Below are 18,165 nucleotides of genomic sequence, written 5' to 3' on the forward strand. Positions count from 1 at the left end.
TGTGATGAGGTCGAGGGGTGCAGCCCTGGTCCGTCGTCGTCCCGGCGAAGCAGCTGGCGTCGGCCAAGACCCGCCTCGCACCGCTCACCGCCGGCCTGGCCGGCGACCCCACCGCCGGTCACGAGCAGCTGGTGCTCGCCCTGCTCGCCGACACCGTCACCGCGGCGCTGGCCAGCCCCGCCGTCGGCCGGGTGCTGGTGGTGACCGACGACCCGCGGGCGGCGGCGCTGGTCACCGGGCTGGGGGCGCAGACCACCCCCGACGAGCCGCGCCGCGGGCTCAACGCCGCCCTGGCGCACGGCGCCCGCGTGGCCGGCGACGGCCCGGTGGCCGCGCTGCACTCCGACCTGCCGGCGCTCCGCCCGGCCGAGCTGGCCGCCGCGCTGACCGCCGCGGCCGGGCACCGGCGCAGCTTCGTGTGCGACGCCGCGGGCACCGGGACGACGTTGCTGGCCGTCCGCGGGGGCGAGCTGGCCCCCCGGTTCGGTCCCGGGTCGGCCGCCGCACACGCCGACGGCGGCGCGGTCCCGCTGGACGGAGACTGGCCCGGACTGCGCCAGGACGTGGACACCCCCGCTGACCTGCAGGCCGCCCGCCGGATCGGCGTCGGGTCGCGCACGGCCGGTTTCCTGTCGGCCACCCGGTGGTCACCTGGGTGAGGCAGGATCGACCCGTGCCCGCCGCTTCCACGCCGCTGCCCGCCGACCGCTTCCTGAACCGCGAGCTGTCCTGGCTGGACTTCAACGCCCGGGTGCTGGAGCTCGCCGAGGACGACGCCCTGCCGCTGCTCGAGCGGGTCAAGTTCCTGTCGATCTTCGCCAGCAACCTGGACGAGTTCTTCATGGTCCGCATCGCCGGCCTGAAGCGCCGGCAGAGCACCGGCCTGACCGTCCGCTCCCCCGACGGCCTCACCATCCGCGAGCAGCTCGCCCGGGTCACCGAGCGCACGCAGAGCCTCGTCCACCGGCACGCCAGCGTCTTCGACAAGGACGTGATGCCGCGGCTGGAGGAGCAGGGCATCCGGATCGTGCACTGGTCGGACCTGGACGACGCCGACGCGATGCGGCTGCGCGAGTACTTCCGCGACCAGGTGTTCCCGGTGCTGACCCCGCTGGCGGTCGACCCGGCGCACCCGTTCCCCTACATCAGCGGGCTGTCGCTGAACCTCGCCGTGTCGGTGCGCGACCCCGACACCGGCGCTCCGCGGTTCGCCCGGGTCAAGGTGCCCAACAACGTGCCGCGCTTCATCCCGGTGGCGACCGCGACCGCCCACGGCAAGGAGGCCGAGGCGGTCTTCCTGCCGCTGGAGGACCTCATCGCGGCCCACCTGACCTCGCTGTTCCCCGGCCTCGACGTGCTGGACCACCACCTGTTCCGGGTCACCCGCAACGCCGACCTGGAGGTCGAGGAGGACCGGGACGAGGACCTGCTGCAGGCGCTGGAGCGCGAGCTGGCCCGGCGCCGGTTCGGTCCGGCCGTGCGGCTGGAGGTCACCGAGACGATGGACCCGCAGATCCTCGACGTCCTGGTGCACGAGCTGGAGATCAGCCCGGCCGACGTCGTGTCGGTGCCCGGCCTGCTCGACCTCGGCTCGCTGATGGCCCTCTACGACCTCGACCGTCCCGAGCTCAAGGACGAGCCCTTCGTGCCGGCCACCCATCCCCGGCTGAGCGAGGGCGAGACGCCCAAGAGCGTGTTCGCCACCCTCCGCGAGGGCGACGTGCTGGTGCACCACCCCTACGACTCGTTCGCCACCAGCGTGCAGCGGTTCATCGAGCAGGCCGCCGCCGACCCGAACGTGCTGGCGATCAAGCAGACGCTCTACCGCACCTCGGGCGACTCCCCCATCGTCTCGGCGCTGATCGAGGCCGCCCAGGCCGGCAAGCAGGTCGTCGTCCTGGTCGAGATCAAGGCCCGGTTCGACGAGGAGGCCAACATCAGCTGGGCCCGGTCGCTGGAGCGGGCCGGCTGCCACGTCGTCTACGGGCTGGTGGGCCTCAAGACCCACTGCAAGACGGCGCTGGTCGTCCGGATGGAGAACGGGGTGATCCGCCGGTACTGCCACATCGGCACCGGCAACTACAACCCCAAGACCGCCCGGATCTACGAGGACCTCGGCATCCTCACCGCCGACCCGCGGGTGGGCGCCGACCTCACCGACCTGTTCAACACCCTGACCGGCTACTCCCGGCAGACCACCTACCGGTCGCTGATGGTGGCTCCGCACGGCATCCGCACCGGCCTGCTGGAGAAGATCCGCCGGGAGGCCCGGCACGCCGCCGAGGGCAGGCCCGCCGGCATCCGGGTGAAGATCAACTCGCTGGTCGACGAGCAGATCATCGACGCGCTGTACGAGGCGTCGCTGGCCGGCGTGCCGGTGGACCTGGTGATCCGGGGCATCTGCGCGCTGCGCCCGGGCGTGCCGGGGCTGAGCGAGAACATCCGGGTCCGCTCGATCGTCGGCCGGTTCCTGGAGCACTCCCGGGTGGTCAACTTCGCCAACGCCGGCTCACCGGAGTGGTGGCTGGGCAGCGCCGACCTCATGCACCGCAACCTCGACCGCCGGGTCGAGGTGCTGCTGCGGGTCAACGACCAGGCCGCCGCCCGTCAGCTGCAGCGCATCTTCGACGCCGCGCTCGCCCCGGACGTGCGCAGCTGGCAGCTGGCCGGCGACGCCACCTGGACCCGCACCGGGGAGCGGGACTCCCAGGCCGAGCTGCTCGCGATGCGGGGTGAGAACGCTGGCTGACGACGCCCGGCTGGTCCCGGCCGCCGGCGGCGTCGTCTGGCGCACCGGCGGCACCGGGGCGCTGGAGACCCTGCTGGTGCACCGCCCGAAGTACGACGACTGGTCGCTGCCCAAGGGCAAGCTGGACGCCGGCGAGCACCCGCTGGTGGCCGCGGTGCGCGAGGTCGGCGAGGAGACCGGCCTGCACGTCGCGGTGGGCCGGCGCAGCCTGCAGACCCGCTACGACGTCCGGCACGGCGACAAGCGGGTCGACTACTGGCTGATGAGGGCGGTCGGTGGCCGCTTCACCCCCAACGACGAGGTCGACCAGGTGCGCTGGCTCAGCGTCTCCTCCGCCCGGGCGCTGGTCACCCACGAGCACGACCGGGCGGTGCTCGACGACCTCGCCCGCACCGACGTGCCCCGCGCCCCCCGGGTGCTGCTGGTCCGGCACGCCTCGGCCGGTGAGCGCGCCGACTTCGACGGCCCGGACGACGAGCGGCCGCTGGACCGCACCGGCCGGGAACAGGCGGCCACGCTGGCCGCCGTCCTGCCGGTCTTCACCCCGGCCCGGCTGCTGGCCGCCCCGCCGCTGCGCTGCCGGGAGACCCTCGAGCCGCTGTCGGCCGCGCTGGGCATGCCGGTCGACCCCGTACCGGAGCTGGGCGAGGAGGGGTTCGACGCCGACCCGCAGGCCGGGGTCGACCTGGTCCGGCGCCTGCTGTCCCGCGAGGACGGCGGCGGCCCGACGGTCATCTGCAGCCAGGGCGGGGCGATCCCGTCGGTCCTGCTGGCCCTGGGCGTGCGCTGGCCCGGCACCGCCGGCGCACTGTGGCCCCCCTCGGCCAAGGGCAGCGTCTGGGCGCTCGGTGGCCGGCCCGGGGCCCTGGCGGCCGACTACTACCGCGACTTCGCCGCCGACCCGGCCGCCCCGGCCGGCGCGCTGGTGCGCAGCAGCGCCGGCCGGAGCTGAGGGCTCGACCCCCGTCGGGGTCCTGTCGTCAGGCCGGCAGTGCCCGCGGCAGCCACGCCGGCCGCCGGGACTCGTAGGCCTCGATGTCCTCGACGTGCCGCTCGGTCAGGCCGACGTCGTCCAGGCCCTCGAGCAGCCGCCAGCGGGTGTACGGGTCGGTCTGGAACGGCACGGTGGCGGTGCCGTAGGTGACCTGCTCGCCCTCCAGGTCGACGGTCACCGGCAGCGCCGGGTCGGCCTCGATCGCGGTCCACAGCGCCTCGACCTCGGCCTGCGGCAGGATCACGGTGAGCAGGCCGGCCTTGGTCGAGTTGTTGCGGAAGATGTCGGCGAACCGCGAGCTGATCACCACCCGGAAGCCGCCGTCGAGCAGCGCCCAGTTGGCGTGCTCGCGCGACGAGCCGGTGCCGAAGTCGGGGCCGGCGACCAGGATCGAGGCGTTCGCGTACTGCGGCTGGTTGAGCACGAAGTCCGGCTCGTTGGTGCGCCAGGCGACGAACAGCCCGTCCTCGAACCCGGTGCGGGTGATCCGCTTGAGGTACTCGGCCGGGATGATCTGGTCGGTGTCGACGTTGCTGCGCCGCAGCGGGGCGGCGGTGCCGGTGTGCGTGGTGAAGGCGTCCATGGTGCGGCTCTCCAGCGGGTCAGACGGTCGTGGGGACGGCGTCGGGCAGGTCGGCCGGCGCGGTGAGCCGCCCGGTCAGCGCGGTCGCGGCGGCGACCGCCGGGGACACGAGGTGGGTGCGCCCGCCCTTGCCCTGCCGGCCCTGGAAGTTGCGGTTGCTGGTGGACGCCGACCGCTCGCCCGGCTTGAGCTGGTCGGGGTTCATGCCCAGGCACATCGAGCAGCCCGCGCCCCGCCACTCGGCCCCGGCCTCGGTGAACACCTGGTCCAGCCCCTCGGCCTCGGCCTGCTGCTTGACCGCCACCGACCCGGGGACGACGAGCATCCGCGTGCCGGCGTCGACCTTCTTGCCGCGCAGCAGCGCCGCGGCGACCCGCAGGTCCTCGATCCGGCCGTTGGTGCACGAGCCGAGGAACACCGTGTCGACGTCGATCTCCCGCAACGGGGTGCCGGCGGTCAGGCCCATGTACTCCAGCGCCTGCTCGGCGGCCCTCCGCTCGCCCTCGTCGGCGAACTGCGCCGGGTCGGGCACCGTGGCGGCGATCGGCAGCCCCTGCCCCGGGTTGGTGCCCCAGGTGACGTAGGGGGTCAGCGACGCGGCGTCGATGCGGACCTCGCGGTCGAAGACGGCGTCGTCGTCGGTGCGCAGCGTGCGCCAGTGCGCGACGGCGGCGTCCCAGTCGGCGCCCTGCGGGGCGTGCGGGCGCCCCTGCAGGAAGTCGAACGTCGTCTGGTCCGGGGCGATCAGCCCAGCCCGCGCGCCGGCCTCGATCGACATGTTGCAGATCGTCATCCGGGCCTCCATGGACAGCGCCTCGATGGCGCTGCCGCGGTACTCGATGACGTGGCCCTGCCCGCCGCCGGTGCCGATCTCGGCGATGACGGCCAGGATGACGTCCTTCGCGCTCACGCCGGGTGGCAGCTCGCCGTCGACGGTGACCGCCATCTGCTTGGCCGGGTACTGCGGCAGCGTCTGGGTGGCGAGCACGTGCTCGACCTCGCTGGTGCCGATGCCGAACGCGAGCGCGCCGAAGGCGCCGTGGGTGGAGGTGTGGCTGTCCCCGCACACGATGGTCGTGCCCGGCTGGGTGAGGCCCAGCTGCGGGCCGATCACGTGCACGATGCCCTGGTCGCGGTCGCCCATCGGCGCCAGCCGGATGCCGAACTCGGCGGTGTTGCGGCGCAGCGCCTCGACCTGGGCCCGGCTGACCGGGTCGGCGATCGGCGACAGGATGTCCAGGGTCGGGACGTTGTGGTCCTCGGTGGCCATGGTCAGGTCCGGACGGCGGACCGTGCGGCCGGCGGCCCGCAGCCCGTCGAAGGCCTGGGGGCTGGTCACCTCGTGCACGAGGTGGAGGTCGATGTAGAGCAGGTCGGGTTCACCCGCCGTCCGCCGGACGACGTGCTGCTCGTACACCTTCTGCGCCAGGGTCTGACCCACCGGACCGTCTCCTCGTCGTCCACCTGCTGATTGCCATCTCATACAATGAGATGCGAGTATTGCTGCGTGGGACAGCCTAACCCCGTTGCCGTGCTGGACAAAGCAGTGGCCATCCTCCGCGCGGTCGCCGACGAACCGGCCAGCCTCGCCGAGCTGGTGGCGCGCACCGAGCTGCCCCGGGCCACCGCCCACCGGCTCGCCACTGCCCTGGAGGCCCACCGCCTGCTCCGCCGCACGCCGGCCGGCACCTGGGCCCCCGGTCCGGCACTGGCCGAGCTCGGCCGCGGCGGCGCCGACCTGGCCGAACTGGTCGGCCGGCACCTCGCCGCACTGCGCGACGCGACCGGGGAGAGCGCCCAGTTCTACGTGCGCGACGGCGGCAGTCGGGTCTGCATCGCCGCGGCCGAGCGGTCCAGCGGCCTGCGCGACACCGTGCCGGTCGGCGCCCGACTCCCGCTCACCGCAGGTTCGGCGGCACACGCCCTGCTCGCCTTCGGCCCGGCCGAGGAGGGCAGCGCCCTGCTGCCGGCGGCGAGCTTCACCGCGCGCACCCTGCTCGACGTCCGCCGGCGCGGTTGGGCGCACAGCATCGCCGAGCGGGAGGCCGGCGTCGCCTCGCTGTCGGCCCCGGTCCGCGACGGCTCCGGCGGCCTGCTGGGCGCGGTCTCGATATCCGGGCCGGTGGAGCGACTGGGCCGCCGCCCCAGCCCGGAGGTCGTCGCGGCCGTGCTGGACGCCGCCGCGGCCATCTCCCGCGCCGTCCGCTGAGGAGTTTGCTCGCTGCTACGTAGTTCCGTAGTGTGGAACGCGTGGACGACGCACGACTCGACCGGATCGAGGCCCGGCTGGCGGCCCTCGAGCAGCAGCTCGGGAGCACCCCGGGGGGCACCCCACCGGGCCTGCCTGCCCCGGAACGGTTCTGGCTGCTGCAGGCGCTGGCCGCCGAGGCAGCCGAGCTCCCCGGGGGTGCGGTCGCCTACGGCGGGCAGGTCCGGCTCCCCAGCGGGGAGGAGTACGCCTGGCAGCGCACGCACGGGGCCGAGGAGCTGCGCGCCGCCGAACCGGACGACGACGACCTCCTCGCCGGCTCGCTGTCGGCGCTCGCGCACCCGGTGCGGCTCCGGCTGCTGCGGGAGGTGCTGGGCGGCCACACCACGACCGCGGCGCTCGCCGCACTGCCGGGGCTGGGCACCACCGGCCAGCTGCACCACCACCTCAGGCAGCTGACCGCCACCGGCTGGCTGCGCACCACCGGGCGGGGCAGTTACGCCGTGCCGGGCGAGCGGGTGGTGCCGCTGCACGTGGTCCTCGCGGCGGTGTCCTCGTGAGCCGCGGCGCCGGGCGCCGTGACGCCGTGCGCGACGAGGTCAGCGACGGCACGACCGGACCGGGTCGGCCCGTGGGCGGTCCCGCCCTCCGGCGGCTGGCCTCCCGGGTGCGGCCACCACTGCCCGCCCTGGGGGTGCTGCTGGTCCTGGCCGACCTGACCGACCTGCTGACCGGGGGCGGGCTGGCCGGGTTCGTCGTCCTGGTGGCCTTCGGGCTGCTGGACCGGGTGCGACCGCCCGCGGCGCCGCTGCGGGTCGTCGAGGCGCCGGTGCACGGCCCGTGGCGGGCGCTGAACTCCCCCGCCACGAAGGTGCCCTCGCACGGGGTGAACAGCCTCGGCCAGACCCACGCCATCGACCTGGCGTTCGACCCGCCCGACGGCGGCCACCCGGGGCACTCCGGCCGGCAGTGGCGCCGCCCGGAGGAGTACCCGGCGTTCGGCCGGCCGGTGCTCAGCCCGGTCGACGGCACCGTGGTGCGGGTGCACCAGCGACGGCGCGACCACCGGGCACGCAGCGGCGGCTGGTCGGTGCTGTACCTGCTCGTGGTCGAGGGCTTCGTCCGGCAGGTGGGCGGCACCCGGTGGCTGGCCGGCAACCACGTCGTCGTGCGGGCCGACGACGGCGCGTACGCGGCGCTGGTGCACCTGCGGCGAGGCTCGGCGCGGGTGCTGCCCGGCGATCGGGTGACCGCCGGGCAGCAGCTGGCCGAGTGCGGCAACTCCGGCAACAGCAGCGAGCCGCACCTGCACGTCCAGCTGTGCGACTCGCCCCGGCTGGCCGCGTCCGGCGGCCTGCCGATGGCCTTCCGTGGCGGCGCCCCCGACGGCGGCGACGGCCTCCCCGCCGACGGCGAGCTGCTCGACGTCCACGGGGACGCCGCGCCCGGCTGACCACCGGCGGACGCACGAGGGCCCGCAGCGGCATCCGCTGCGGGCCCTCGCGTGCGTCACCCGGCCCCGCCGTCGACGGCGGGCCTCCGCCTCAGCGACCGGCGGTGTCCGACCCGCCCGTCGGGTCCTCGACGGCCTCGCCGCCCTCGACGACGACCGGGCGCAGCTTCGTCCAGACGGCGAAGACCAGGGCGAAGACCAGCATGCCGAGGCCGACCCACAGGTTGGCGTTCCAGTCGCCGGTCTTGGCCGCCTCGGCCTCGCCGTAGTCGACGATGCCCAGGACCACCAGGACGACGCCGTACAACCCGATCAGCCCGGCGATGACCGTGCGGACGTCGTAGGCGCCGGCAGTGTGCTTGCCACCGGTCGCCTGCGCCTGGCCCGCGTCCTGCCCGTTGTGTGCGGTGCTCATGGAGTGCTCCTCTCGAGAACGCTGGCGACGGTCAGCGGAAGATCAGGTTCAGGGCGATGACGAGCACCAGGGAGATGCCGGCCAGCTTGGTCGGCGACTGGTACCAGGGGAGCTTGTGCGCATCCGGGTCGGTGCGCACCTCCTTGGGCGTCTCGGAGTAGACCAGCCCGGCCAGCTCGGAGACCGGCTTCGGGGCGGTCACCATGCTGACCGCGACGCTGACCACGATGTCGACCACGAAGGCGGCACCGGCGGCGACGAAGCTCGCCCCCTGGCCCTCCAGCCCGATCACACCGGTCTCGCTGAGCGACCACACCAGCACCGCGGCGAGCGTGCCGGACACGAGCCCGGTCCAGCCGGCGGTGGCGGTCATCCGCTTCCAGAACATGCCGAGGATGAACGTGGCGAACAGCGGGGCGTTGAAGAACCCGATCAGCGTCTGCAGGTAGTCCATCAGGTTGTCGAAGTTCGCCGCGATGAGCGCGGTGAAGATCGCGACCACGGTGGCGCCGACCGTGGCCACCCGGCCGACCTTCAGGTAGTAGCCGTCGGGCCGGTCCTTCTTCACGTACTGCTGCCACAGGTCGTAGCTGAAGACGGTGTTGAAGGCGGAGATGTTGGCGGCCATGCCGGCCATGAAGGAGGCCAGCAGACCGGCGATCGCCACGCCCAGCAGGCCGTTGGGCAGCACGTCGCGGATCAGCAGCAGGATCGAGTCGTTGTACGTGACGCCCGGGTCGCCGCCGGCCTTGAGGTCGCGGGTCTCGTTGACCAGCACCGCGGCGATCATGCCGGGGACGATCACGATGAAGGGGATGAACATCTTCGGGAACGACCCGATGACCGGGGTGCTCCGCGCGGCCGACATCGACTTGGTGGCCATCGCCCGCTGGACCTCGACGAAGTTCGTCGTCCAGTATCCGAAGGAGAGCACGAAGCCCAGGCCGAAGACGATGCCGATCACCGACAGCACCGGGTTGTCGATGCTGGACAGGTCGCTGCCCGGCCACGAGCTCAGGTCGTTCTCGTTGCCGCTGTCGCGGATCGAGTCGATCAGGCCGCCGATGCCGCCCACCCGGTGCAGGCCGATCAGCGTCAGCGGCAGCAGTGCGGCCACGATGACGAAGAACTGCAGCACCTCGTTGTAGATGGCCGCCGAGAGGCCACCGAGGGTGATGTAGCTGAGCACCACCGCGGCCGCGACGATCAGCGAGACCCACTGCGGCCAGCCCAGCAGCGCGTTCACGATGGTGGCCAGCAGGTAGAGGTTGATGCCGGCGATGAGCACCTGGGCCAGCGCGAAGCTCAGCGCGTTCACCAGGTGGGCGCCGGTGCCGAACCGGCGGCGCATGAACTCCGGCACCGACCGCACCTTGGAGCCGTAGTAGAAGGGCATCATCACGACGCCCAGGAAGAGCATCGCCGGGACGGCGCCGATCCAGAAGTAGTGGAACGTCGCCATGCCGAACTGCGCACCGTTGGCCGACATGCCGATGATCTCGACGGCACCGAGGTTGGCCGAGATGAAGGCGAGGCCGGTCACCCAGGCCGGCAGCGAACGGCCGGACAGGAAGAAGTCGAGGCTGTCGGACACCCGCCGCCGGGCGGCGAAGCCGATGAGCAGGACGACGGCGAAGTAGGCGGCGACGAGCGCCTAGTCGATGAAGTTCGCGTCGAGCCGCAAGGTCTCATCCGCTGCGAGGACCACCGTGGGTTCCCTCCAGGTTCCAGTAGTCGGGTCACCCGCCACCTGCGGCCGGGACCCCTGCCTGCCGTTCAGGGCGGGGCACGGTGGTGCAGCGCGATGATCAGCTTCGAGACGCTAACACCGGGTCAGGACCCCGGCATTTCGTTGGTCATCGCAACGGGCGGACGATGTGAGGACGGACACGAGCCGTGCACCACCGCCGCCTCGGCCCACCCGGAGCTCCTCACCGGCGGAGACGACGAGAGCCCCCGACCCGGGTGGGTCGGGGGCTCTGCCAGGTGTAGCCCCGAAGGGATTCGAACCCTCGCTACCGCCGTGAGAGGGCGGCGTCCTGGGCCGCTAGACGACGGGGCCAGGTACGCAGCGATTCTGGCACAGCCGACCACCGGCCTCGACACGGACCCCGGTCCCCCTGCTCCGGGGACGGCTCGCCCTGCTCCGGAGACGACGAGAGCCCCCGACCCGGGTGGGTCGGGGGCTCTGCCAGGTGTAGCCCCGAAGGGATTCGAACCCTCGCTACCGCCGTGAGAGGGCGGCGTCCTGGGCCGCTAGACGACGGGGCCAGGTGGTGCTCGGTGGTGCGGTACTGCGGTGGTGCTGAGGAGTCGTGCTCCTCGCTGGGGTACCAGGACTCGAACCTAGACTAACGGAACCAGAAACCGTCGGGCTGCCAATTACCCCATACCCCAAGGGTCGTGCTGCGCCTTGCGGCACGGGAGAGAACTGTACCCGATGCCGCAGGGGGGTGCGCAGGCACCCCCTCCCCCGGCGCGTCACCCACCCGGCGGCCGGTCCCAGCCCGGGGCCGGTGGAACCGGACGGGGCGGGCCCCAGCCCGGCTGCGCGGCCTGCTGACCCCAGCCCGACTGACCCCAGCCCGGCTGACCCCAGCCCGACTGAGGCGCACCCGGCGGGTTCCAGCCCCCCGTCGGCGCTCCCCACACCTGCGGGGCCGCGGGGAGGACGGGCCCACGGTCCCCGGCCTCCCCCAGCTGCAGGGCGGGACTGACCATCTCCAGGGACCTCCCGCGCCGGGCCACGACGACCCAGGCCACGAAGGCGGCCATCCCGGCGATGCCCAGCAGCGTCGTCGCCCAGCCCAGGACGCCGCCCGGGTCGACGGCGGCGGCGCGGTCGCCCAGTGCACCGGCCAGCAGGAAGATCACCACGTTGTTGACCGCGTGCAGCGCGATGGCGGCCTCGAGCCCGCCGGTGAGCCACACCACCGCGGAGAGCGCCAGCCCGATGGCGAACCGGTAGAGGAAGCTCTCGAAGTCCGGCGGCAGGTGCGCCAGGGAGAACAGCGCCGCCGTGCTCACCCCGGCCACCAGCGCCCCCGCCTGCGGTCGCCCGATCCACCCGGCGATGGCCTGGCTCAGGTAGCCCCGGAAGACGTACTCCTCGGCGGCGGCCTGCAACGGCGTGGTGGTGAGCACCACGAGCAGCATCCAGCCGAAGGACGCGGTGGGACCGGTGACGTCGACGCCGGAGGCGGCCACGCTGACCAGCAGGCTGATCGCCACCGCCAGCCCCAGCGTGGCCAGGGCCCGCCAGGTCCAGGGGGCGAACAGCCGCCAGCGCAGCCGGCCACGGACCGAGGACGACCAGCCGATCCGCAGACCGTGCGGCACCAGCCAGCACAGCCAGACGATCGGGATCGCCACGATCAGCGACAGGTTGGTGATCAGCAGGACGGCGACGTCGAAGAGGTCCTGCTGGGCCAGGTCCAGCCCGACGCCGCTGAGGTACACGACGACGCCCAGCACACCGCCGGCGACCAGGTACAGCACGGTGAACAGCAGCAGCCCGAGCACCGGGCGCCACCACGCCCAGTCGCGGGCCCGCATGAGCAGGACGTAGGGCTGGGGCGTCGCGTGCGGCGGGGCGCCGGGCGGCGTCACCGGCCGAGCGGACCCCGCCACCGGGGGCCCCGGGTACCAGGGCCCGGCGTACGGACCCCCGGGGTGCTGAGGCCCGCCGTACGGCGCACCGGGGTACGTGCCGGCCCACGGGGGCGGGCCGATCGGCACGTGGGGCGGAGCGCCGTACGGGCCGGTCGGCGGGGGGCCGGCGTAGGACGGCTCGCCGTACGGCTGCCCCGGGGTCGGACCGCCCCAGCCCCCGCTGGTCATCCGGTCGCGGTCGCGCGCGCGGCCGCCAGCCGGGCGAGCGTGCGGTCCCGGCCGAGCAGCTCCATCGACTCGTAGAGCGGCGGGGAGACCGTGCGCCCGCTCACCGCGACCCGCACCGGGCCGAAGGCCTGCCGCGGCTTGCGGCCCAGCCCCTCGACGAGGGCCTCCTTGAGCGCCGTCTCGATCGCCGGCGTCGTCCACTCCGGGAGCGCCTGCAGTGCCGCCACGGCCGCGTCCAGGACCTCGCCGGCCCCGGCGCCCAGCTGCTTGTCCGCGGCCGCGGGGTCGATCTCGACGTCCTCGGTGAACAGGAAGCCGAGCAGCCCGACGGCGTCGGAGAGCACGATCATCCGCTCCTGGGCCAGCGGCGCGATCGCCGTGAGGGTCTCCGCCTGCTCCGGCGTCGGCGGGTCGGCGACCAGGCCGGCCCCGGCCAGGAAGGGCGTCACCGCGGTGATGAACTGCTCCACCGGCAGCGCGCGCAGGTGGGTGGAGTTGATCGCCTCGGCCTTCTTCAGGTCGAACCGCGCGGGGTTCGCGCTGACCCGGGTGACGTCGAATGCCTCGACCATCTCGGCCACCGAGAACACGTCCCGGTCCTCGGCGATCGACCAGCCGAGCAGCGCCAGGTAGTTCACCAGCCCCGCCGGCAGGAAGCCCCGCTCGCGGTAGACGTCGACGTTGGACTGCGGGTCGCGCTTGGAGAGCTTCTTGCTCCCCTCCCCCGTCACGTAGGGCAGGTGCCCGAACCGGGGGGTGCCGGTCGCCACGCCGATGTCGGTGAGCGCCCGGTAGAGGGCGATCTGCCGCGGGGTGGAGGGCAGCAGGTCCTCGCCGCGCAGCACGTCGGTGATGCCCATGAGCGCGTCGTCGACCGGGTTGACGAAGGGGTACAGCGGGGCGCCGTTGGCGCGGACCAGGACGAAGTCGGGCACCGAGCCGGCAGCGAAGCGCACGTCTCCGCGCACGAGGTCGGTCCAGGAGAGGTCCTCGTCGGGCATCCGCAGCCGGAGCACCGGCTCGCGGCCCTCGGCCCGGAAGGCGGCCTTCTGCGCGTCGGTGAGGTGGCGGTCGGCGTTGTCGTAGCCGAGCTTGGGGTCCTGGCCGGCGGCCCGGCGGCGGGCGTCGACCTCCTCGTTGGTGGAGAAGGACTCGTAGGCGTGGCCGGCGGCGAGCAGCTTCCCCGCCACCTCGCGGTAGACCTCCGACCGCTGCGACTGGCGGTAGGGGCCGTGCGGGCCGCCCACCTCCGGGCCCTCGTCCCAGTCCAGCCCCAGCCAGCGCAGGCAGTCGACCAGGTGCCGGTAGGACTCCTCGGAGTCGCGGGCGGCGTCGGTGTCCTCGACCCGGAAGACGAAGGTGCCGCCGGTGTGCCGGGCGTGCGCCCAGTTGAACAGGGCCGTGCGCAGCAGTCCGACGTGCACCATCCCCGTCGGGGACGGGCAGAAGCGGGTGCGGACGGGACCGGCCGGGGCGGTCATCGGGCGCCGGCCGTGGACGTCGGGTCGGCGCCGGCCACCGTGCTGGTCAGCGTGCCGAGCGCCTCGATCGTGCACTCGACCCGCTGCCCGGGCCGGATCGGCCCCACGCCCGACGGGGTGCCGGTGAGCACGACGTCGCCGGGCAGCAGCGTCATCACCTGCGAGATGTAGGAGATGAGGGTGGGCAGGCCGAACAGCAGCTGGCTGGTGCGGCCGGACTGGCGCAGCTCGCCGTCCACGCTGCAGGTGATCTCCAGGTCGGCCGGGTCCTTGCCCAGGCCGGCGAGGTCGGTCTCGATCCACGGGCCGATCGGGCAGAACGAGTCGAAGCCCTTGGCCCGGGTCCACTGCCCGTCGCTGCGCTGCATGTCCCGCTCGGTGACGTCGTTGCCGATCGTGTAGCCGAAGACGCTGGCCATCGCCTGCTCCGGGGTGACCTGGCGGGCGCCGCGTGCACCGATGACGACGGCGAGCTCCACCTCGTGGTGCACGTTGGTGCTGCCGGCCGGGATGCGGATCGCGTCACCGGGGCCGATCACCGAGGTGGAGGGCTTGAGGAAGACCAGCGGCTCCTTCGGTGCGTCGCCGGTGGCCATCTCCTGCACGTGGTCGGCGTAGTTCTTGCCGACCCCGACCACCTTGCTGGGCAGGATGGGCGACAGCAGCCGCACGTCGGCCGCGGCGAACCGCTGCCCGGTGAAGGAGATCTGGCCGAACGGGTGGCCCTCGATCTGGGCGACCTGGCCGTCCCCGTCGAGGACTCCGAAGGACATGCCGGCTGGGTGGGCGAAACGGACGATGCGCACGGCACGAGGCTAGTCGCCACCGCCGCCGCCTTCCCCGGGACGGTTACGGTGCCGCATGGCCAGCCGGATCACCGCGATCGCCGTCAACTGCACCGACCCCGCTGCGCTCGCCGCCTGGTGGGCCGAGGTGCTCGGCCACGCCGTCCTGGACACCGACGACGACGGCGTCGTGACGGTCGGCGTCCCCGGGCAGGACCCCAAGGGCCCGCACCCCGTGCTGGACTTCGTCCCGGTGCCCGACCCGACGCCGGGGCGGCGCCGGCTGCACCTGGACCTCAACGCCACCGACCGCAGCCAGGCCGAGGAGCTGCAGCGCCTGCTCGCCCTCGGCGCCACCCCGGTCGACGTCGGTCAGGGCCCGCTCACCGACACCATGACCTGGCACGTGCTCGCCGACCCGGAGGGCAACGAGTTCTGCCTGCTGCGCAGCACGGTCCAGCCGATCTGAGCCACGGACACGCGAGGCGAACGGTTCGACGCCCGCCGGGAACGGCCGGCGGGCCGCGGTGTCATCGCCGGCGATGACGAACGGCGTAGGTGAGCGCGTCGACCAGCGCGTGCCAGGAGGCCTCGACGATGTTGTCGTGCACCCCCACGGTGGTCCACTCCCCCGCCCCGTCGGTGCTGTCGACCAGCACCCGGGTGGTGGCGCTGGTGCCGCCGTTCCAGCCCAGGATGCGCACCTTGTAGTCGGCCAGCGAGACCCCGGCCAGGTGCGGGTACCGGCTGACCAGGGCCTGGCGCAGCGCGTTGTCCAGGGCGTTGACCGGGCCGTTGCCCTCGCCGGTGCTGATCACCCGCTCCGTCGTCCCGTCGTCGTTGGGCAGGTGCACCTTGACCGTCGCCTCGCTGACCACCACGCCGTTGCCCCAGTGCTCCACGGAGGTGCGGTAGCTCTCCAGCTCGAACAGCGGGCCGGGGGCGCCGGGCAGCTGGCCGCGCAGCAGCAGCTCGAAGGAGGCGTCGGCGGCCTCGAACGACCAGCCGTCGGCCTCCAGCACCTTGACCTGGTCGACGACCCGGCCGATCGCGTCGCCCTGCCCGGCCAGGTCCACGCCCAGCTCCCGGCCCTTGAGCTCGACCGAGGCCCGGCCGGCCATCTCGGTGACCAGGATGCGCATGTCGTTGCCGACGACGGCCGGGTCCAGGTGGTTGTACAGCTCGGGGCGGACCTTGATCGCGCTGGCGTGCAGCCCGGCCTTGTGGGCGAAGGCGGAGGCGCCGACGAAGGGCTGGTGGTCGTCGGGGGCGATGTTGGCCAGCTCGGCGATGGCGTGGCTGACCCGCTTGAGCTCCGGCAGGCAGGCGGCCGGCACGACGGGCCGGCCCATCTTGGTCACCAGGTTGCCGATCAGGGCGAAGGTGTCGGCGTTGCCGGCGCGCTCGCCGTAGCCGTTGGCGGTGCCCTGCACGTGGGTGACGCCGGCCTCGACGGCGGCCAGGCTGTTGGCCACGGCGCACCCGGTGTCGTCCTGGCAGTGGATGCCCAGCCGGCCGGTGGTGCGGGAGCGCACGTCGGCGACCACCCGGCCCACGCCCATCGGGAGCATGCCGCCGTTGGTGTCGCACAGCACGCCGACCTCCGCGCCCGCGGCGAACGCCGCCTCGAGCACCTGCACGCCGTAGCCGGGGTCGGCGGCGTACCCGTCGAAGAAGTGCTCGCAGTCGACGAACACCCGCCGTCCGTGCGACACCAGGAAGGCGACGGTGTCGGCGACCATCGCCAGGTTCTCCTCCAGCGTGGTGCGCAGCGCCTCGCGCACGTGCCGGACGTCGGACTTCGCGACCAGGCAGACGACCGGGGTCTCCGCGTCCAGCAGCGCGCGCACCTGCGCGTCGTCCTCGACCCGGACGCCGGCCTTGCGGGTGGCCCCGAAGGCGACCAGCTGGGCGTGCCGGAGCCGGAGCTCGGTGCGGGCCCGGGCGAAGAACTCGGTGTCCTTGGGCAGGGCGCCGGGCCAGCCGCCCTCGATGTAGCCCACCCCGATCTCGTCCAGCAGCCGGGCGACGGCGAGCTTGTCGGCGACGGACCAGCTCACGCCCTCGCGCTGCGCGCCGTCGCGCAGCGTCGTGTCGAAGACGTGGAACTGCGCTGTGTCGAAGACGTGGAACTGCGCTGTGTCGAAGACGTGGAACTGCTCGGTGTCGGCGACGTGGGACGGATCGGTGGTGGCGGCGTCCTCGGCCACGGTGTCTCCCGGGTTGGCTCGGTACTGGGCCCAGACACGAAAAAACCTCCCGGGGTACGGGAGGTCGCGCGCAGTCCGGGGAGGTGACTGCGCGCTAGCCGATGATGATCGTGCGGGTGGCGTCCATCACCGCCAGTACAGCACGACCGGCCGCGTTCGTGGAACAACCGTTCCAGCTGTTGGGACGGCCAGGACCCGGCGTGCCGAGTGGGCGGGCCGGACCGCGGGACCCCGGCCGGGGACCCGCGGACCGGGACCGGCGGCCGGGAGGCCCGGCCCAGGTCAGCCGCCGGAGAGCGCCGCGAGCCGGTCGCCGACCTCGGCGGTGCGGATGGTGGCCTTCGGGTCGCGGGTGGAGAGGTCGAAGGCGACCGCGGCGTTGACCTTCTTGGCCAGCTCGGGCCGGCCCAGGTGGTCCAGCAGCAGGCCCACCGACAGCACCGTGGCCGTCGGGTCGGCGATGCCCTGGCCGGCGATGTCCGGCGCCGACCCGTGCACCGGCTCGAACATGCTCGGGTTGGTGCCCGAGACGTCCAGGTTGCCGCTGGCGGCCAGGCCGATGCCGCCGGTCACCGCGGCCGCGACGTCGGTGACGATGTCACCGAAGAGGTTGTCGGTGACGATGACGTCGTAGCGGCCCGGGTCGGTGATGAAGAACATCGCCGCGGCGTCGACGTGCTGGTAGGCCACGGTGACCTCGGGGAACTCCGCCGCGAGCTCCTCGACCGTGCGCGACCAGAGCGAGCCCGCGTGGGTGAGCACGTTGGTCTTGTGGATCAGGGTCAGGTGGCGGCGCGGCCGGGCCAGTGCCCGCTCGAAGGCGTAACGCACCACCCGCTCCACCCCGAAGGCGGTGTTCAGGCTGACCTCGGTGGCCACCTCGTGCGGGGTGTCGCGCCGCAGCACCCCGCCGTTGCCGACGTAGGGGCCCTCGGTGCCCTCGCGCACGCAGAGCATGTCGATCTCACCGGGGTCGGCCAGCGGGCTGCGGACGCCGTCGAACAGCCGGGCCGGGCGCAGGTTGACGTGGTGGTCGAGCTCGAACCGGAGCTTGAGCAGCAGCCCCCGCTCCAGGATGCCGCTGGGCACGCCCGGGTCACCGACCGCGCCGAGCAGGATCGCGTCGTGCTGACGCAGCTCCTCCAGCACCGAGTCCGGGAGCAGCTCACCGGTGCGCTGCCAGCGCGCCGCCCCCAGGTCGTACCGGGTGCTCTCGACGTCCGGGGCGACCGCGCCCAGGACCTTGAGGCCCTCGGCCACCACCTCGGGACCGATGCCGTCTCCAGGGACCACTGCCAGCCGCATGAGGCCAGAGGTTAGTGGTCGTGGGGTGGGCGACCCGCACCCGCACACGCCGACGCCCCCCACGAGGAGTGCTCGTGGAGGGCGTCAGCCGTGCGTCCGGGTGGTTCCGGGAACCGGGTGGTGGGGCCGGCGTCGCCGCCC

16 protein-coding genes and 3 tRNA genes are annotated in these 18,165 nt (G+C 73.5%); 7 read left to right on the forward strand and 12 right to left on the reverse strand.

Annotated features, from left to right (window positions below; genetic code table 11):
• Nucleotides 1–17: 17 nt before the first annotated feature.
• From cofC to ACJTNH_RS18500, 3 genes are read left to right on the forward strand one after another with little or no spacing between them, the layout of a single operon-like run.
• Nucleotides 18–659 carry a 2-phospho-L-lactate guanylyltransferase gene (cofC, locus tag ACJTNH_RS18490; RefSeq protein WP_458178325.1) on the forward strand — a complete coding sequence of 214 codons (642 nt, stop codon included), beginning with the start codon at nt 18–20 and terminating at the stop codon, nt 657–659.
• Nucleotides 660–673: 14 nt separating this feature from the next.
• Entirely contained in the window at nt 674–2,749 is a 2,076-nt protein-coding gene (locus ACJTNH_RS18495) for an RNA degradosome polyphosphate kinase (RefSeq protein ID WP_458178327.1), read from the forward strand.
• Nucleotides 2,733–3,701, forward strand: a complete 969-nt coding sequence (locus ACJTNH_RS18500) for an NUDIX hydrolase (protein ID WP_458178329.1) — start codon at nt 2,733–2,735, stop codon at nt 3,699–3,701. Before ACJTNH_RS18495 ends, ACJTNH_RS18500 begins: the two co-directional genes overlap by 17 nt.
• A 28-nt stretch (nt 3,702–3,729) precedes the next feature.
• Here the strand turns inward: ACJTNH_RS18500 and leuD are convergent, their stop codons facing one another.
• Both leuD and leuC read right to left on the reverse strand, forming a co-directional pair.
• Nucleotides 3,730–4,326 (reverse strand): 3-isopropylmalate dehydratase small subunit, encoded by a 597-nt coding sequence (gene leuD / locus ACJTNH_RS18505; protein ID WP_458178331.1) that lies wholly within the window; start codon nt 4,324–4,326, stop codon nt 3,730–3,732.
• 19 nt (nt 4,327–4,345) lie between these two features.
• Nucleotides 4,346–5,767 (reverse strand): 3-isopropylmalate dehydratase large subunit, encoded by a 1,422-nt coding sequence (leuC, locus tag ACJTNH_RS18510; protein WP_458178333.1) that lies wholly within the window; start codon nt 5,765–5,767, stop codon nt 4,346–4,348.
• Nucleotides 5,768–5,857: 90 nt separating this feature from the next.
• Between leuC and ACJTNH_RS18515 the strand changes: the two genes are divergently transcribed.
• The 3 genes from ACJTNH_RS18515 (at nt 5,858) to ACJTNH_RS18525 (ending at nt 7,988) form a co-directional block, all read left to right on the forward strand.
• Nucleotides 5,858–6,535 (forward strand): IclR family transcriptional regulator, encoded by a 678-nt coding sequence (locus ACJTNH_RS18515; RefSeq protein WP_458178335.1) that lies wholly within the window; start codon nt 5,858–5,860, stop codon nt 6,533–6,535.
• A 41-nt stretch (nt 6,536–6,576) separates the two neighbouring features.
• Nucleotides 6,577–7,095 carry an ArsR/SmtB family transcription factor gene (locus ACJTNH_RS18520; protein WP_458178337.1) on the forward strand — a complete coding sequence of 173 codons (519 nt, stop codon included), beginning with the start codon at nt 6,577–6,579 and terminating at the stop codon, nt 7,093–7,095.
• Between the two features lie 71 nt (nt 7,096–7,166).
• A complete protein-coding gene (locus ACJTNH_RS18525) occupies nt 7,167–7,988 on the forward strand; it encodes a M23 family metallopeptidase (RefSeq protein WP_458178339.1) in 822 nt (273 codons plus the stop codon).
• 91 nt (nt 7,989–8,079) lie between these two features.
• Here ACJTNH_RS18525 and ACJTNH_RS18530 read toward each other — a convergent pair whose 3' ends face one another.
• The 8 genes from ACJTNH_RS18530 to ACJTNH_RS18565 all read right to left on the reverse strand — a co-directional run bounded on the left by ACJTNH_RS18530 (nt 8,080) and on the right by ACJTNH_RS18565 (nt 14,530).
• Nucleotides 8,080–8,403, reverse strand: a complete 324-nt coding sequence (locus ACJTNH_RS18530; RefSeq protein ID WP_458178341.1) for a hypothetical protein — start codon at nt 8,401–8,403, stop codon at nt 8,080–8,082.
• Between the two features lie 31 nt (nt 8,404–8,434).
• Entirely contained in the window at nt 8,435–9,997 is a 1,563-nt protein-coding gene (locus ACJTNH_RS18535; RefSeq protein ID WP_458178343.1) for a sodium:solute symporter family protein, read from the reverse strand.
• 395 nt (nt 9,998–10,392) lie between these two features.
• Nucleotides 10,393–10,465, reverse strand: a tRNA-Glu gene (locus tag ACJTNH_RS18540).
• A 136-nt stretch (nt 10,466–10,601) separates the two neighbouring features.
• A tRNA-Glu gene (locus tag ACJTNH_RS18545) sits at nt 10,602–10,674 on the reverse strand.
• 54 nt (nt 10,675–10,728) lie between these two features.
• A tRNA-Gln gene (locus ACJTNH_RS18550) sits at nt 10,729–10,800 on the reverse strand.
• An 84-nt stretch (nt 10,801–10,884) separates the two neighbouring features.
• Nucleotides 10,885–12,012 (reverse strand): CPBP family intramembrane glutamic endopeptidase, encoded by a 1,128-nt coding sequence (locus ACJTNH_RS18555; RefSeq protein ID WP_458178345.1) that lies wholly within the window; start codon nt 12,010–12,012, stop codon nt 10,885–10,887.
• 227 nt (nt 12,013–12,239) lie between these two features.
• Nucleotides 12,240–13,724 (reverse strand): glutamate--tRNA ligase, encoded by a 1,485-nt coding sequence (gene gltX, locus ACJTNH_RS18560; RefSeq protein WP_458178347.1) that lies wholly within the window; start codon nt 13,722–13,724, stop codon nt 12,240–12,242.
• Complete coding sequence (locus ACJTNH_RS18565; protein WP_458178349.1) at nt 13,721–14,530, reverse strand: fumarylacetoacetate hydrolase family protein; 810 nt, start codon at nt 14,528–14,530, stop codon at nt 13,721–13,723. The genes gltX and ACJTNH_RS18565 overlap by 4 nt, the downstream gene beginning before the upstream one ends.
• A 55-nt stretch (nt 14,531–14,585) precedes the next feature.
• Here ACJTNH_RS18565 and ACJTNH_RS18570 point away from each other — a divergent pair, with 55 nt between their 5' ends.
• A complete protein-coding gene (locus ACJTNH_RS18570; protein ID WP_458178351.1) occupies nt 14,586–14,978 on the forward strand; it encodes a VOC family protein in 393 nt (130 codons plus the stop codon).
• A gap of 61 nt (nt 14,979–15,039) precedes the next feature.
• Here the strand turns inward: ACJTNH_RS18570 and cimA are convergent, their stop codons facing one another.
• Entirely contained in the window at nt 15,040–16,719 is a 1,680-nt protein-coding gene (cimA, locus tag ACJTNH_RS18575) for a citramalate synthase (protein WP_458178353.1), read from the reverse strand.
• 282 nt (nt 16,720–17,001) lie between these two features.
• Entirely contained in the window at nt 17,002–18,024 is a 1,023-nt protein-coding gene (locus ACJTNH_RS18580; RefSeq protein WP_458178355.1) for a 3-isopropylmalate dehydrogenase, read from the reverse strand.
• Between the last annotated feature and the right edge of the window lie 141 nt (nt 18,025–18,165).

It is taken from the genome of Modestobacter lacusdianchii (assembly GCF_054177765.1).

Coding starts and splice junctions, on each gene's coding strand:
- leuD (WP_458178331.1), bottom strand. CDS start 4,326: ATGGACGCCTTCACCACGCACACCGGCACCGCCGCCCCGCTGCGGCGC.
- ACJTNH_RS18530 (WP_458178341.1), bottom strand. CDS start 8,403: ATGAGCACCGCACACAACGGGCAGGACGCGGGCCAGGCGCAGGCGACC.
- gltX (WP_458178347.1), bottom strand. CDS start 13,724: ATGACCGCCCCGGCCGGTCCCGTCCGCACCCGCTTCTGCCCGTCCCCG.
- ACJTNH_RS18570 (WP_458178351.1), top strand. CDS start 14,586: ATGGCCAGCCGGATCACCGCGATCGCCGTCAACTGCACCGACCCCGCT.
- ACJTNH_RS18580 (WP_458178355.1), bottom strand. CDS start 18,024: ATGCGGCTGGCAGTGGTCCCTGGAGACGGCATCGGTCCCGAGGTGGTG.